A 14,542-nucleotide genomic window follows, 5' to 3' on the forward strand; every position below is an offset into this window, starting at 1 on the left:
CCAGATGCGCGGGCGGCGCAGAGGATAAAATGCTCGATCCACGATTTTATTTCTTGTTTTCCAGCCTAGTGTTTTCGGCGCCGTTATGGGCCGCGGAAAACGCCGATACCCCAAGCGAAGAAGAAAAAGAAATCAAACCTTCCTATCAATTGCCTTCGGCGAAAGAAGCGGTCGAAACTTACAACGTCAAAGCGCAGGATAAAGCCTTGCTTTCTCCGGTGACCGTTACTGCCAACTCGTCGGTAGCGGACGAGTTGCTGTCCCCCAAGTCGGTGACCATCTATTCGAAAGAGAATATCCGGCAGAGCGGCGTCAGCAATCTGCTGGATTTCTTCAAATACAATACCGAAATCCAGGCGGACCCCAGCTTCGGCAACGTCATCACGCCCCGGCTGTCGATGCGCGGCTTCGGCAACGGCGACGGCTATCAAAACATCAACATCCTGGTCGACGGCGTTTCGTTGAATCAAATCGACATGGTGCCGCAGCAATTGGGCTCCGTGCCCATCGATTCGATCGAAAAAATCGAAGTGGTCAAAAGCAGCGGTTCGGTGCTTTACGGCGATTATGCCGGCGCCGGCACCATCGTCATCCGCACCAACAATTCATTCGACCGAAAGCCGTGGTACGGTTCGGTCAGGTCGGGTTTCGGCACCTACAACACCAAGCTCGAACACATCAATCTCGGCTCCGTCACCGACTTTAAAGGGTTCAAGATTTTGGCGGACGGCAATTTCACCTACCTCGACGCGGAAGGCAAAAAACCGGTGCTCGCGGACGGCAGCAAGGATACGACCGAAAATTTAAACGGCAAAGCGACCTGGGGTTTGCAAAAGGACAATTTCGAAATCCTCACCTCTTTCATCAAGGACGACTCCAATGTCGTCTATACGGGTCCGATGTCCCTGGACACCTTCAATCGGGACCCCAATGCCGCCGTCACCAACGGTTCGCGCAATATCGTGCATAAAGAAGACTGGGTAACCACGATGAAATACAAATTCAGCGACCGCTGGAATGCTGCCTATACCTATGCCAATAAAACCAAGGATTTGAAATACCCTGCCTACAATTATCTGCCGCATTACGAAGGGGAAGACCATCGTTTCACCTTGCAGACGATCCAGAACGATTTCGCCGTGCTGGCCGGTTTCGACCTGAACGACAATCTGCGCGCGGAACCGGGCCAGGTCACCGAAAAAAACAACGTCGCCGGCTTTATTTCGGCCGACTATTTCGTGAACGAACGTTTGTCTTTGAATGCGGGCTTCCGGCAGGCTTTCATCACCTTCAAACACAACAACGACGGAGCGAACAAGCCTTTATCGAAAACCGTCAACCCTGCGAGCGTGAACGCGGCGGCGAATTTCTCCCTGGCCAGGAACGATGCCGTATTTGCAGGTTATTCGCACGCATTTCAATCGCCCGACATCGACCGTTTCTTTTCTCCGGTGTATGCTCCCGACTTTACGCTGATCGGAAAGACCTTCAACGGTTTCATCAATACGATGGAAATGGATACCTATTCGATCGGGTATAAACACCTGGAAGATACGTTTAAAGCGAAAGCGGAGTTTTATTATTCGGATTTGAACAACGAGATTTTCTATAACAGCTCCACCTTCAACAACACCAACTACGACGCGTCTTCCAAGTACGGCGTAGAACTCTCCGTATACAAGGATTTCGCTCTTTTTTACGCCAGCGCCAACTACGTTTATACGGATACGCGCGCCAAGGTCGGCTCGCAAGCCTATCAAATCGCCGCCCAACCGAAACACATCGTACTCGCGACGCTCGGCAAACAATTCACCAGTACGCTGCTGCCGCTGCCCTATCATACGATCAGCCTTTCCCATAAATATCAATCGGACAGTTATGCGGAAGGCGACTTCGACAACTCGTTGGGCAAACAACAGGCTTACAACGCGACCACCTTTACTTACCAGTTGGCGGACCGCAAACACTGGACGGTCGATTTTTCGATCCAAAATTTATTCAACGGCGCGAACGGGCAATTCGTCGATTTCGGAACCGCTAACCCCGTGGTATATCCCACCAATTACCAACGAACTTTTCAGGGCTCCGTCAGCTACCGCTTTTGACAACCTATCAAACCCCAACGGCATGTTAAGCGTCGAACTCGATAATCCGCTGGATAAACGCCTCCAACTGTTGGATACTTTAATCTTCCGCGGAGCGAAACTTCTCCGCCCTTATCCTTTATAATAACCGGCTGCCGGACGGACAGACTCGCAAACCGATTGACAGGAGATAATCCGATGAACACGACACAATGGCTGCAAACGAAGTATTTACCCATTCCGCTGATCGCGCTGATGGTGCTGACCCGCTATCATCATTTCGGCGATGCGCTGCATCTGCCCGATGCGTCGCTGGCGGTGTTTTTCTTTGCCGGCTTCTACCGGAAACCCGCCCTGCCCGCATTCCTGTTGATCCTGGCGGGATTGATCGACTATCTGGCGATCGCGAACGGTACCAGCGCTTACTGCATTTCGCCGGCCTATGTCTTTATGATTCCGACTTACGGGGTGATGTGGCTGGCCGGCCGTTATTGCGGCCGATATAAAACCTTCGACCGGATCGGTCTGCCTTTGAACGTCGGCATGCTGATGCTGGCCTCGACGGCGGCCTTCCTCATTTCGAACGGCAGCTTTTACCTGCTTTCCGGACGTTTTGAGGAGGTTTCCCTGAGCGCCTATATTGCCGGCGGCCTGCAGTATTATCTGCCCTATGTCGGCTCGACTCTGCTTTATGTCGCGGCGGGCTACGCCCTGGTCAAATTACTGGCTTTTTTGCCGGCGCTTCAAAGCCGCCACACATCGGCTTAATAGACCGTCTCTCTCGCAAGGTGGATGCGCTACCGCTTATCCACCCTACCTGACGGCTGCCTATTTCATCTGCAGCTTTAACCCCGCACAGCAGAAAAACACCCGCTCGCAATGGGCCGCGATCAGTTGCGCGGCCCTGCCGGATAAATCGACATACTGCCTGGCCAGCGCATTGTCCGGAATGATTCCGAGGCCGACCTCGTTCAACACCAGCACCATCGCGCACGGCAATTGCATCGCCGCTTCCAGTTCGGCCAGGATGTCCGCCTCCATCGCGCCATGGTAGAGCTGATTGTTCAGCCACATCGAAATGCATTCGACCAGCACCGGACCGGGGCAGCGCTGCAGGACCCCCAGCAGGTTGACCGGCTCCTCGATCGTGACGAACGCATCCTGCCGGCGCTGGCGATGAATCCTGATTCGTTCCCGCATTTCATCATCGACAAACTCGGTCGTCGCCAAATAATAAGGCTTGCGGCCGCCCGCCTGTTCCAGAATATACGCCTCGGCCAGGTGCGATTTGCCGCTTTTGACGCCGCCGGTAAACAAGGTTTTCATAACGCCGCCAGAATGCGGTCGATGTCGACATGCGCGGCGACCGTTTCCGCAAACCGGCTGATTTCCGCCTCGCGGTAAGCCGGATAGCAAAATCCCCGGTAAGCCGGATCGATCGCCCGGAAATAACCGGTACGGAACGCGTCATGATCGAACACCCCGTGCACATGCGTCCCCGAAATCCGGCCCTGATGGTAAAACAACGGATGTTTCTGCAGGCGGCCGCAGTGGATTTCATAGCCCTGCACCGCCTCTTCCGAAAACAGCCGGTAAGCGCCGCGCGCGAGTATTTTCGGGCTTCGATAGATCACCTCGTCGTCGATCAGCCCCAGCGCTTCCTCGATGCAAGGCACATCGTGTTCGAGCGCATCGGGATCGTGCAGCCTGTTGCACAGCATCTGATAGCCGCCGCAGAGGCCGAATATCGGTCCGTTAAACTGTCGCAGTTCCGCAAACAGCCCCTCTTTCTTCAGCCAGTGCAGATCGCGGATCACGGTCTTGCTGCCCGGCAGCAGCGCCATGTCGAAGCCGGCCAGCGGGCGATAGTGGTGCACTACCTCGACGTCGAGTTCGGGATCGGCGATCAACGCGTCCAGGTCGTTGTAATTGCTGAGCCCCGGATAGGCAATCGCCGCAACCCGGACTTTGACCGCGCCGAGGCGCTGGCGGTAGTTCTGCAGCGACTGCGAATCTTCCATGTCGATGTTCAGCGGCCGGAACGGCACGACGCCCAACACCGGCACACCGAAACGCTCGGCTATAATCTTTTCGCCCTCGTCGAAAAAGCGCCGGTCGCCGCGGAACTTGTTTACGATCACCCCGGCCAGGTTCGCCCGCATCACCGGGTCCATCAATTCGAGCGTCCCGTAAATCGAGGCGAATACGCCGCCACGCTCGATGTCGGCGACCAGGATGTTTTTCGTGCCGAACGTTTTGGCGACGAAGGTGTTCGATAAATCCTTGTCGAGCAGGTTCAGTTCGACCGGCGATCCTGCGCCTTCGGCGACCACCAGGTCGAAATCCGCTCGAAGGCCGTTGAACGCCTTCTCAACCTCGGCCTGCAAAGCGCCGATGTGGTTGTAATAATCGGCGATCGACTGGTTTCGATGGACCTTGCCGTTCACGATCACCTGCACCGAACCGCTGCCTTGCGATTTCAACAGCACCGGATTGAAGCGGCAGCTCGGCTCCGTGCGCGCCGCTTCGGCCTGCAGACACTGTGCACGGGAGATTTCGCCGCCTTCGACGGTCACCGCCGAATTGTTCGAGACATTCTGCGCCTTGAACGGGGCGACCCTGATTCCCCGGTCGGCGAAAATCCGGCACAACGCCATGACCAGGGTGGTTTTGCCGGCGTCGGAACCGGTGCCGAACACGGCCAACGGTTTCATCATCGGTTCAGATAATCGATATAAGTATAATCGTGCTGGCGGCGCAGCTTGTGCACCGAGCCGGGATCGATGCGCAATTGGAATGCATTCGCCGGCGGCAGGTCCAGCACCCGTGCAAGCAGAGCACGAATCGCGCCCGCGTGGGTCACGATCAGCACCTGTTCGTGCGGCTGACTCAACAGCTCCTGCCAGAAGCCGCCGACGCGCTCGCAAAGATCGGTGAAGCTTTCGCCGTCGGGCGGCGCGGTCTCGACGAAATTGCCGGTCCACCGGCTGAGCAAATCGGGCTCGATTTCGTCGAAGCGGCGGCCTTCCCATCGGCCGAAATTCAGTTCAAGCAGCCGGTCGTCGACAATCACGCTCGGCGATAACGTTTCGGCCAATTGCATGCAGCGCGTCAAAGGACTGCTGTATACCGCGCAACACTCGACCGAAGCAGGCAGCTTTTGCCGCAGAGCCGCCAGTTCTTCGCTGAAACCCGGCGACAGTGCCACGTCGGTTTGGCCATAGCACAGCCCGATTTCGGTTGCGGTCCGGGTATGGCGGATCAGATAGATGTCCATGACGCGCCGACGCCCAGATAGAACACCGTTTCGGCGACCTGTTGGCAGGCGCCGAGACAATCGCCGGTATAGCCGCCGATATGCCGATTGAAATACCGGCCCAGCCACAGTGTGGAAAACACGGACGGCAACGTCGCCAGCAGACAACTGGCCGGGAGGAAAACGAACGGCAGCAGCGCCATGGCAGCCGCAAACGCCAGATCGGCAAAACCGGGCCGGAACATCGCGCCGCCGCTTTTGCTGTTTTCGGTCCGCGCATAACGGTATCGCCGCATCAAGAGCAACGGCATCAGCCGGCTCATGCTGTGTCCCGCCAGCAAAATCCAGGGCACGATGCGAACGTCCAGCGAGCCGAGCAAACCGACCTTCAGCAGCAATAGCAGCATCAGGCCGAGCGTGCCGTATACCCCGATCGCCGAATCCTTCATGATGGCGAGGATGCGTTCCTTACCGTAACCGCCGCCGAAGCCGTCGCAAACATCCGCGAAGCCATCCTCGTGAAAAGCGCCGGTGATCCAGATACCGGCGATCAGCGCAATCACCGCCGCGACCGTCGTCGGCCAGAGCTGCACCGCCAGATAATATGCCCCCCCCGACAAGCCGCCGACAATCCACCCGATCATCGGCAAAAAGATCGCCGATTGCGGCAATTGTTGATAATCGAGATTTTTCGGGCACGGCAAACGGGTATAAAAGCTAAGCGCCAACAACAAACGTTTTAGATTGAACATTGAGCTTGATGAGTGAATTGAGGCTTCCACTTCGGGAATGGGATCGGCTTGCTTTAGCGCAATGATCTGACATGCGGGTAATTGGTAATTTTACTGTCTACCGTCATCAAGGGACAATCATAGAGCCGGGCTGTCGCCACGATAATTTGATCGGCGGGATCGCGGTGAAAAGGTTGAGGCAAACGGGTTGACTCTATATCCAAATGTGGGTGTCCAACAAAATCACCGGAGCGACTCCCAATCATTCAGTGCCACCGACTCGGTCGGTTCTGAATAGCGAATTTTTGTACCACGCAAGGGATAGGTTCGGGCTGTATTTTGCTGTTCTTTTTCACGCTGCAATCCCAAACGGAAATAATGTATCAAATCGTATACTTCGGCGAGCTTTTCGGCTGGAATATGCTTTATTTCCTCAATAATTTGCTCATGTAATAGCATTTTAATCTCCATTTTCGAATCGGTTCATCGTAACACGAGCGCCGCCGGCAAAAATTTTTTATTTGGTCCCTTTCCAACGTCCGGCAATAAAATCCAGCGCCTCCTTAATATTCAGATCGCGGGTCGCGCCGCCGGTGCGCACATAGAATTTTTGCGTATTGCCCTGCTCGACGAACACCGGCCGGTTCGCCGGCGAGACGATCAGGCGGCAGACGTGCTTGCCGTCGATCACATGGAACAATACGTGCACGAAAGCGCACAGGTCGGCGCCGAGGTTCGCCGAAATCGCCGTCATCACCGCCTGTTCGAAGCCGTCCTGATCCGGCCGCTTCAAGGTTTGATAATCTTTCTCCAGCCCGATCACTTCGCCGTTGTCGGCCACGCCGATCAGCAAAGTGCCGCCGATAGAACTGTTCAGGAATCCGGCCACGGTCTTCAGAATCACGCCTTCCAGCGCACGATTGATCCGCGATTCCGCCATGTCCCAGCGCAATGACGATTTGAATTCCAGGTGAGGGCCTTCGCCCTGGCGGATGATCGACGGCAAATCCTTGTCCAGTTCCATTTTCAAATAATCGATATGGACGAAACGCTGATGGATCAGTCTGAATAAAAAGAGCGAGAGCAATCCGACCACCGCGCCGATTTCCGCATAGAACATCAGCAGCATCAAGTTATTGTGCGAAATCCTGCCCATCACCATGTCGGCGATCTGCCCGAACATATACTCGAACGAAGAGAGCGGATCCACAGACTGCTCGCGCGCGCTGATATAATCGTAGCTCGGCGCCAGAATCAGCACGCCGATCAGCGCGCCGTTCAAGGCCGCGGCCAAATACAGTTTCAATTGCTGCCGCCAGATTCTCAGTATCAGGATGAAAAATCGCTTCATGCTCGCTTCAGTTTTCCGCAGGGCGAAAAGGGATCGTGAAGATAGGGATTTTCAGCAGTTTCACCGCTTTGGGTCGACGCCGGCCTGCTCGAAGCTGGCCATCTCGTTCAAAAACGAGACCGCCGACCGCAGCAGCGGATAGGCCAGCGCGATACCGGAACCTTCGCCCAGACGCATGTCGAGATTCAGTAAAGGCTCTGCATTCAGATGTTCCAGCAAGGCCCGATGCCCCTGTTCTCCCGACATATGACTGAAAACGCAATAGTCAAGCACGGCAGGATAAATCTTCGCCGCCGCCAGCAAGGCGCTGCAGGCGATAAAGCCGTCGACGGCGATCAGCATGCGCAGTTCGGCGGCTTTCAGATAGGCGCCCGCCATCATCGCGATCTCGAAGCCGCCGAAGGTGGCCAAGACTTCGGTTGCGCCGGTCAATCCCGGATGGCAGGTTAACGCCTGTTTTAAAATCTCGAATTTATGATGCAGTTGCGCATCGTCAAGACCGGTCCCCCGGCCTATGCAGCGTTCCAGCGGCAAGCCGGTCAGACAGTGCATGATCAACGCCGCGGAAGACGTATTGCCGATTCCCATTTCGCCGAAACCGATGCAGTTGCAGCCCCGATCATACTGTTGCTGCACCAGCTCGGCCCCCCTGCCGAGCGCCGTTTCGCCTTGTTCGAGCGTCATCGCCGGCTGTTCCAGAAAATTGGCCGTGCCCTTGCCGATACCGGCATGAATCAAACCGGGCAGCGCCGAAAGGTCGGCATTCACGCCGGCATCGACGATCCGCAAATCGATTCGATGCTGCCTGGCAAACACATTGATCGCTGCGCCGCCCGCGGCAAAATTGGCGACCATCTGCGCGGTAACCGTTTGCGGATAAGCGCTGACGCCAGCCGCGGCGATGCCGTGGTCGCCCGCGAATACGATAATGCAGGGCTTATCCAGCGAAGGCGTCAGGCTGTTCCGTATCAGTCCGATCCGCAGCGCCAAGGTTTCCAGTTGCCCCAGCGCGCCGAGCGGTTTGGTCTTTTGATCGATTCTGGACTGCAAGGCCCGTTCCAGGATCCGTGGCAGCGGCTGAATATCAAATATCGCCGGCACGGCTGTTCCAGCGGTTTTCGAACAACAGCTCGTCGAGCGGCATCCGCTCCGCCCAGCGCTCCTGTTCCAGCATCGGTTTTTCGTAAAACCGTTCGACATGGCCCAGGCACAGAATCGCGGCCGGCCGGCTGCCTTCGGGCATCGCCAGCAGGCGTTTCAGTTCCTCAGGTTCGAACAGCGAGACCCAGCCCATGCCCAAGCCTTCAGCACGCGCCGCCAGCCAGAGATTCTGGATCGCGCAGGCCAGCGAAGCGAGGTCCATGTCCGGCATCGTGCGCCGGCCAAACACGGCCTTTTCGCGCTGGTCGCAGAGCGACGCGACCAATACGACCGCGCAGTCGAGAATACCTTCGACCTTCAGTTTCATGAATTCGTCTTCGCGCTCGTGCAACGCTTTGGCGGTCCGGACCCGCTCTTGCTCGACCAGCGCATGGATTTGCCCGCGTAAGGCGTTCGAAGTAATCCGAATGAACCGCCACGGCTGCATGAAACCCACGCTGGGCGCCTGATGCGCCGCATCGAGCAGGCGCCCGAGCACATCGGAAGCGATCGGATCGGGCAGGAAATGGCGCATGTCGCGGCGCTCGTAGATCGCCCGGTAGACGGCGGCGCGCTCCGCCTCGGAATAACGGTGTTCAGTCATCGGACCGGTAAGAATCGAGCGTTCGCTGCAAACTCAAAGCTCAGAGATGGTAAGGATGCGCCGCCTCGAAACCGTGCACCTTCGCTTTGGTGCTAAAAACCGGCGGCGTCCAGCTCCCGTGTTCCTGACCGGCCAGATGGGCGGCCAGCCAGTTCGCCTGATGGCGTATCGGCATGATGTAGGCATACAGCCTGCCGTTCGGCAGTTCCGCGACATCGCCCAGCGCATAGATATGCTCGTCTTCGGTTCGGAGGCAATCGTCGACCTTGATTCCGCGCCCGACCGCCAATCCCGCCTGCTCGGCCAGTCCGGTGCGCGGCTTGAAGCCGCACGCCACGATCACCGCATCGAATTCGGCCGCCGCTTCGGTCAACACGCACACTTTGTCGTTCTCGTCGGCGAGGCTATGGACAGACTGATTCAATAATACGTCGACACCGGCGTGATTCAGGTTTTCGAACAACGACAATGAATCCTCTTCGGCCAGTTGGCGTTCCATTAACCGGTTCATCGCATGGTACAGCGTTACGCTGTCGCCGGAAATGGCCAGATCGGAAGCCACTTCGCAGCCGATCAAGCCGCCGCCGATGATCGCCCAGTCCGGCCGGCGGTTTTGGCTCAAGATACCGTGGCGGAACTTGCGCAGCGCCTTTAAATCGGCCAGGCTGTTCAGGCAAAAAAACAGTTCGCGGTAAGGCTGGAGCGGCGGCGGAACGAAGGCGGCGGAGCCTTGGGCGATGATCAGTTTGTCGTATTTGAGCGATTTTTCCTGGCAGGCCCCCGCCACCTCGACCCGGCGCGGGATACGGTGTATCGCGGTGATTTCGGCACCGCTGATCACCTCGATACGGTTTTCCCTGAGCGCCGAGAACGGCTTCAGAACGATCGTTTCTTCGATCGTATCCTTGCTGAAGCCGCGCGAAAGCAAGGGCCGGGAATAATAGCCGTCGTTCTCGCGGGTCACCAGGGTAATCTCCGCATCGGCATCCAGGGCGCGGTATTTCTCCGCAAAAGTCACTCCGGCGACGCCGGAGCCAATGATTACGACTTGCATGCGATATCCCGTACCCGTCCTAGTCGATCAACTCGAAATCGCTTTTGACGGTGCCGCACTCGGGGCAGCGCCAATCATCCGGAATGTCTTCGAAGCGGGTGCCCGGCGCCACGCCGCTGTCGGGATCGCCTTCGCTCTCGTCGTAAATATGCCCGCAAATCGTGCACTGGTATCTTTTGTAATCCGACATGATCATTCCTCTCTTCTGGAAAAACTTGGGTAAAACAAAATGCGGTTCCGCGTTTTGTGCGGAATCAGACAGACGATTGACTGTATCAGTTCTCCGACCATTTTCAAACCGGCGTTGCCGATTATTTTTTAAACGGCAGGTAATCCGCCGCGTTTAACCGGTAAATTTTTACCGCCTGCCGCTCGCGCGTCAAAAAATTTTCGATCGCTTCGGCAAAAGCGGAATCCTTCAGCCAGTGAACCGAATAGGTCGGGACCGGCTCGAAGCCGCGCGCGATTTTGTGCTCGCCCTGCGCGCCGGAATCGAAGCGTTGCAGACTGTGTTCAATGCAATACTCCAGTCCCTGATAATAACAGGCCTCGAAATGCAGGGCGTCGAACGCTTCGGCGCAGCCCCAGTAACGGCCGTACAGCGTATCGCTGCCGATGAAGCTCAATGCCGCAGCGACCGTTTTTCCATGTTTGAGCGCCTGCACCAGCAGCATTCGACCTCCCATTGCGGCGGCGCATCGCCTGAAAAAATCAGGCGCCAAATAAGGCTGCGAGGCATTTTTCAAATAGGTCAGCGCATAAAACCGGTAAAACGCCTGCCAATCCTCATCGGTGGCCTGATCGCCCGGCACGCGCCGCATTTCGACCCCGGCTTCGCCGACTTTTCGCCGTTCGCGCCGGATCATCTTGCGTTTGGCCGCATTGAATGTTTCCAGATAATCGCCGAAGCTCCGATAGCCTTTGTTGAACCAATGATACTGCACGCCCTCACGCAACGATAATCCCTGGGATTGCCATTGTCCGGCCTCTTGTTCGACAGGAAACAGACAGTGCCATGAAGAGATTCCCTTGCCTATCGACTGCTCCCGGATGAATTGAAGCATCAGCCGCATCACGCTTGCCCGGTCGATTGTTTCTTTAATCGATAGGCGCGATCCCGGACACGGCGTAAACGGAACCGCGGTCAGCCATTTCGGATAATAGGCCAAGCCATGCTGGTGGTAAGCCGCCGCCCATTGTTGATCGAACACATACTCGCCGTACGAATGGGTTTTCAGATACAAAGGCAGCAACGCGATCAGCTCTGCGTCATCGTATACCAGCAGATGCCGCGGCAGCCAGCCGGTCGGCTCCGAAACCGAGCCGCTCTCTTCCAGCGCCGCCAGAAATTCATGGCGGATAAACGGATAATCGCTCCCGGCCAGTGCATTCCAGTCCGCATCGGCGATATCGCCGATGCTTTCTATCTGTTTTACTTGCATGGTCAAACCCGATAAAGTGGAGCCGTTACCCTCTCGGCATTTTATCCGTATCTGATTGAAAGGCCCTAATTACAGGCCAGCGAGTGATGCGCTAGCTGATTTTGCGGCATCTCGCATACACCATTCCATAAACGGCCAGATTTAGCAAAATCACGCCAAATCCCAATACGATCTGCATGTTTGGGGTCAACATCGAAGGATAAATGATCGGTACGAGGTAATGCTCGATGAATCCGCCGGCGTAATGATCGCCGCTCGCCGAGCGCAGCCGGTTTTCGAGCAGGGTCAGGGGGCATAGCCAACCCGCAAATTCGATCAGCGCGCCCCATATCGCGGCAGGAAGGTGCACCCAGATCATCCTGGGGTATTTTAATACCAACAGCCCGCCGAATATCACGAACAGGATAAAGGCGAGGTGAATAGCCACGGTCAGGTCGGCAAATATCCGATTTAGCATAGGGACGTTAACTTAGCCTTTGATGCAGATGACCGGTTCCAACCTGGCAATCTTATGCGCCAGCCCGGCCTTGTCCGCCGCACCGACGACCGCTCCGGCATCTTTATACGCCAGCGGAGCCTCTTCGGCGATTCCTCGCAACGAAGGGCTGCGAATGATGATGCCCTGCCGGGCCAGTTCGTCCACCAGTTCGCGGCCGCGCCACTGTTTGGCAGCTTGGTGCCGGCTCATTGCCCGGCCGGCGCCGTGACAGGCGGAACTGAAAGCCCGGTTTGCGCCTTTTTCGGTCCCGCACAGCACATAGGAACTGGTGCCCATCGAACCGCCGATCAGTACCGGCTGGCCGACTTCGCGAAACGCCTCGGGCAAATCCGGGTGGCCCGGCCCGTAAGCGCGGGTTGCGCCTTTGCGGTGAATATACAACTCCTTTTTGCGGCCGTTTACCGTGTAGTGTTCCACTTTACAGGTATTGTGCGAGACGTCATACAGCAGTTCCAGACGGACGCCGGGAAACACCGTATCCACCGCCTTCTGGGTCAGATGCGTCAATATCTGGCGGTTGGCCAATGCGCAGTTGATCGCGGCGCGCATCGCGCCGAGATAGCGCCTGCCCAGCGGCGAACGGATCGGCGCGCAGGCGAGTTCGCGGTCGGGTAAGGCGATTTTGTATTGAGCGGCCGCCATCGCCATTTCTTTCAAAAACTCGGTCCCGATCTGGTGACCCAGCCCCCGGGAACCGCAATGAATCGTAATCACGATGCCGTCAGTCCGTAAACCGAACTTTTCCGCCACCGGCCGGTGATAGATTTCAACGACGCGCTGCACTTCCAGATAATGGTTACCCGATCCCAACGTGCCCATTTCCTCCCGCTGCCGTTCTCGAGCCCTCGCCGAAACCTGGGCCGGATCGGCGCCTGCCATGCAGCCGCGTTCTTCGATGCGTTCCAGATCCGCTGCTTCCCCGAATCCCCGATCGATCGCCCAGCGTGCGCCGCCGGTCAACATCGCGGTCATTTCATGCGGATTCAAATGTATTTTGCCGCGGCTGCCGACCCCGGCTGGAATCGCCCGATACAGTTCATCCGCCAGCCTATGCGGGTCCGATTCAAGCCTATCCATTGTCAAACCGGTATGTAAAGTCCGCACGCCGCAGGAAATATCGAAACCGACGCCGCCAGCCGAAATTACGCCACCTTGATCCGGATCGAACGCGGCCACGCCGCCGATCGGGAAACCGTAACCCCAATGCGCATCGGGCATCGCATACGCCGCTTCGACGATGCCGGGGAGAGTCGCGACATTGGTGATTTGTTCGTAGACCTTTGGGTCCATCGCGCGAATCAGCCCTTCATCCGCATAAATGACGGCCGGCACCCGCATGGCGGCCGTGGGCGGAATTTCCCAGCAGGTTTCGCCGCGCCGAATCAACTGACCGATATTCATCGCGTTTCTCCTAGACATCGACAATGCATTGGGCGACCCACATGGCTTCTTCGTTCCGGTAAACGCGCAATTCGGTAAAGGTGCCGCCTTTGGCCTCTACGGCAGGCTGATGCCTTTCCCTGTCCACGGTTTCCCCGCTGGCCGTAGCGGTCAGCTCGCCTTGTTCAATCTTTACTTCATAGCGGCCGAAAATCAAATGCTGCGTCGACATCTGGTAGATCAACTCGTTGATCCAGTCCAGAAATAACAGTTCATTATCCGGCGCTCGGCATTTTATTGAAATCGTCCGGGTTTTCCGGACGGCATTCGGATCGGTGGTGACGGCGGTCAAGGCCAGGGCGGCCTGTTCAAAGCTTCCGGCCAGCGTCGGCGCAATGCCCCGGATTCCCATATCGGCGTCATGATCGAAGTGTTCCCAATGCGGAAGCTGTGCTCTCGGCATATTTTTTTCCGGCGGATCTCTGAATAAAAGGTTCATGTTCAAAATTCGGCCTTCCACTATAATTAATCCCAATTTTCGAATCAGTTAAATAACACATGCATTCGACAACGCTTGGCAATCTTTTCTCAAATGTTCCGGAGCACTTACCGGACGAACTGTTCGAAACCCTGCTGAAACAAGGCGGAATCGAAATCGAACGGATCGTTTCCAAAGGTTATGCGACCCCGGAGAATCAATGGTATGACCAAAGCTGGGATGAATGGGTGCTCTTGCTTCAGGGGCGGGCGACATTGAGTTACCAAGATGAAGCTAACCCCATGCATCTGAAGCCTGGCGATTATTTACTCATACCTGCGCATCGCCGCCATCGCGTCGAATGGACGGATCCTGTGCTGGAAACCATCTGGATCGCGATCCATTGGCGTTAGCCTTCGCCTTGTTACAGAAAAGCTGATCGAAGGGATCATTTATTTCGTTCACTCTGCATTCAGTATCTGTTGACTATTATCTCATTGAAGAGAAACAGTTCTTCCCGTTA

The 14,542-nt window shown here is 56.5% G+C and carries 17 protein-coding genes; 3 read left to right on the forward strand and 14 right to left on the reverse strand.

All coding sequences use genetic code 11. The features are described from left to right. Nucleotides 1–29: 29 nt before the first annotated feature. Together METAL_RS19025 and METAL_RS19030 are read left to right on the forward strand one after the other, a co-directional pair. Complete coding sequence (locus METAL_RS19025) at nt 30–2,105, forward strand: TonB-dependent receptor plug domain-containing protein (RefSeq protein WP_005374984.1); 2,076 nt, start codon at nt 30–32, stop codon at nt 2,103–2,105. 177 nt (nt 2,106–2,282) lie between these two features. After that, nucleotides 2,283–2,852: a hypothetical protein gene (locus tag METAL_RS19030; RefSeq protein WP_005374986.1), complete on the forward strand. Its 570-nt coding sequence runs from the start codon at nt 2,283–2,285 to the stop codon at nt 2,850–2,852. A 60-nt stretch (nt 2,853–2,912) separates the two neighbouring features. On the opposite strand, the gene METAL_RS19035 is transcribed toward METAL_RS19030, so the two are convergent. From METAL_RS19035 to METAL_RS19100, 14 genes are all read right to left on the reverse strand, one after another. Further along, on the reverse strand, nt 2,913–3,410 hold the full coding sequence (locus tag METAL_RS19035; protein WP_005374987.1) for a bifunctional adenosylcobinamide kinase/adenosylcobinamide-phosphate guanylyltransferase: 498 nt from the start codon (nt 3,408–3,410) through the stop codon (nt 2,913–2,915). Next, entirely contained in the window at nt 3,407–4,801 is a 1,395-nt protein-coding gene (locus METAL_RS19040) for a cobyric acid synthase (protein ID WP_005374988.1), read from the reverse strand. Before METAL_RS19040 ends, METAL_RS19035 begins: the two co-directional genes overlap by 4 nt. Then, complete coding sequence (gene cobC / locus METAL_RS19045; protein WP_005374989.1) at nt 4,798–5,361, reverse strand: alpha-ribazole phosphatase; 564 nt, start codon at nt 5,359–5,361, stop codon at nt 4,798–4,800. Before cobC ends, METAL_RS19040 begins: the two co-directional genes overlap by 4 nt. After that, the gene (cobS, locus tag METAL_RS19050; protein ID WP_005374990.1) at nt 5,346–6,092 is read right to left on the reverse strand and encodes an adenosylcobinamide-GDP ribazoletransferase; all 747 of its coding nucleotides are present in this window, start codon (nt 6,090–6,092) and stop codon (nt 5,346–5,348) included. The genes cobC and cobS overlap by 16 nt, the downstream gene beginning before the upstream one ends. 222 nt (nt 6,093–6,314) lie before the next feature. Then, complete coding sequence (locus METAL_RS19055) at nt 6,315–6,530, reverse strand: hypothetical protein (RefSeq protein WP_005374991.1); 216 nt, start codon at nt 6,528–6,530, stop codon at nt 6,315–6,317. Nucleotides 6,531–6,588: 58 nt separating this feature from the next. Beyond that, entirely contained in the window at nt 6,589–7,422 is an 834-nt protein-coding gene (locus METAL_RS19060; protein ID WP_005374992.1) for an AlbA family DNA-binding domain-containing protein, read from the reverse strand. 60 nt (nt 7,423–7,482) lie between these two features. Then, the gene (cobT, locus tag METAL_RS19065; RefSeq protein WP_005374993.1) at nt 7,483–8,523 is read right to left on the reverse strand and encodes a nicotinate-nucleotide--dimethylbenzimidazole phosphoribosyltransferase; all 1,041 of its coding nucleotides are present in this window, start codon (nt 8,521–8,523) and stop codon (nt 7,483–7,485) included. Beyond that, on the reverse strand, nt 8,507–9,166 hold the full coding sequence (gene bluB, locus METAL_RS19070) for a 5,6-dimethylbenzimidazole synthase (RefSeq protein WP_005374995.1): 660 nt from the start codon (nt 9,164–9,166) through the stop codon (nt 8,507–8,509). The genes cobT and bluB overlap by 17 nt, the downstream gene beginning before the upstream one ends. Before the next feature lie 40 nt (nt 9,167–9,206). Continuing rightward, the gene (locus METAL_RS19075) at nt 9,207–10,220 is read right to left on the reverse strand and encodes an NAD(P)/FAD-dependent oxidoreductase (protein WP_005374996.1); all 1,014 of its coding nucleotides are present in this window, start codon (nt 10,218–10,220) and stop codon (nt 9,207–9,209) included. Nucleotides 10,221–10,239: 19 nt separating this feature from the next. Continuing rightward, nucleotides 10,240–10,410: a rubredoxin gene (locus METAL_RS19080; RefSeq protein WP_005375004.1), complete on the reverse strand. Its 171-nt coding sequence runs from the start codon at nt 10,408–10,410 to the stop codon at nt 10,240–10,242. Between the two features lie 121 nt (nt 10,411–10,531). Next, entirely contained in the window at nt 10,532–11,662 is a 1,131-nt protein-coding gene (locus METAL_RS19085) for a GNAT family N-acetyltransferase (protein ID WP_005375005.1), read from the reverse strand. Nucleotides 11,663–11,753: 91 nt separating this feature from the next. Beyond that, entirely contained in the window at nt 11,754–12,119 is a 366-nt protein-coding gene (locus tag METAL_RS19090) for a DUF2784 domain-containing protein (protein ID WP_005375007.1), read from the reverse strand. Nucleotides 12,120–12,131: 12 nt separating this feature from the next. After that, entirely contained in the window at nt 12,132–13,562 is a 1,431-nt protein-coding gene (locus METAL_RS19095) for an RtcB family protein (protein ID WP_005375009.1), read from the reverse strand. A gap of 10 nt (nt 13,563–13,572) precedes the next feature. Further along, nucleotides 13,573–14,004, reverse strand: coding sequence for an archease (locus METAL_RS19100; RefSeq protein WP_005375010.1), 432 nt, complete (start codon nt 14,002–14,004; stop codon nt 13,573–13,575). Nucleotides 14,005–14,099: 95 nt separating this feature from the next. Here METAL_RS19100 and METAL_RS19105 point away from each other — a divergent pair, with 95 nt between their 5' ends. Then, entirely contained in the window at nt 14,100–14,432 is a 333-nt protein-coding gene (locus METAL_RS19105) for a cupin domain-containing protein (protein WP_005375017.1), read from the forward strand. The last annotated feature ends 110 nt before the right edge of the window (nt 14,433–14,542 follow it).

This window comes from Methylomicrobium album BG8 (genome assembly GCF_000214275.2).
GTDB classification, from domain to species: domain Bacteria; phylum Pseudomonadota; class Gammaproteobacteria; order Methylococcales; family Methylomonadaceae; genus Methylomicrobium; species Methylomicrobium agile.

Coding starts and splice junctions, on each gene's coding strand:
- METAL_RS19025 (WP_005374984.1), top strand. CDS start 30: ATGCTCGATCCACGATTTTATTTCTTGTTTTCCAGCCTAGTGTTTTCG.
- METAL_RS19030 (WP_005374986.1), top strand. CDS start 2,283: ATGAACACGACACAATGGCTGCAAACGAAGTATTTACCCATTCCGCTG.
- METAL_RS19035 (WP_005374987.1), bottom strand. CDS start 3,410: ATGAAAACCTTGTTTACCGGCGGCGTCAAAAGCGGCAAATCGCACCTG.
- METAL_RS19040 (WP_005374988.1), bottom strand. CDS start 4,801: ATGATGAAACCGTTGGCCGTGTTCGGCACCGGTTCCGACGCCGGCAAA.
- cobC (WP_005374989.1), bottom strand. CDS start 5,361: ATGGACATCTATCTGATCCGCCATACCCGGACCGCAACCGAAATCGGG.
- cobS (WP_005374990.1), bottom strand. CDS start 6,092: ATGTTCAATCTAAAACGTTTGTTGTTGGCGCTTAGCTTTTATACCCGT.
- METAL_RS19055 (WP_005374991.1), bottom strand. CDS start 6,530: ATGCTATTACATGAGCAAATTATTGAGGAAATAAAGCATATTCCAGCC.
- METAL_RS19060 (WP_005374992.1), bottom strand. CDS start 7,422: ATGAAGCGATTTTTCATCCTGATACTGAGAATCTGGCGGCAGCAATTG.
- bluB (WP_005374995.1), bottom strand. CDS start 9,166: ATGACTGAACACCGTTATTCCGAGGCGGAGCGCGCCGCCGTCTACCGG.
- METAL_RS19075 (WP_005374996.1), bottom strand. CDS start 10,220: ATGCAAGTCGTAATCATTGGCTCCGGCGTCGCCGGAGTGACTTTTGCG.
- METAL_RS19080 (WP_005375004.1), bottom strand. CDS start 10,410: ATGTCGGATTACAAAAGATACCAGTGCACGATTTGCGGGCATATTTAC.
- METAL_RS19085 (WP_005375005.1), bottom strand. CDS start 11,662: ATGCAAGTAAAACAGATAGAAAGCATCGGCGATATCGCCGATGCGGAC.
- METAL_RS19090 (WP_005375007.1), bottom strand. CDS start 12,119: ATGCTAAATCGGATATTTGCCGACCTGACCGTGGCTATTCACCTCGCC.
- METAL_RS19095 (WP_005375009.1), bottom strand. CDS start 13,562: ATGAATATCGGTCAGTTGATTCGGCGCGGCGAAACCTGCTGGGAAATT.
- METAL_RS19100 (WP_005375010.1), bottom strand. CDS start 14,004: ATGCCGAGAGCACAGCTTCCGCATTGGGAACACTTCGATCATGACGCC.
- METAL_RS19105 (WP_005375017.1), top strand. CDS start 14,100: ATGCATTCGACAACGCTTGGCAATCTTTTCTCAAATGTTCCGGAGCAC.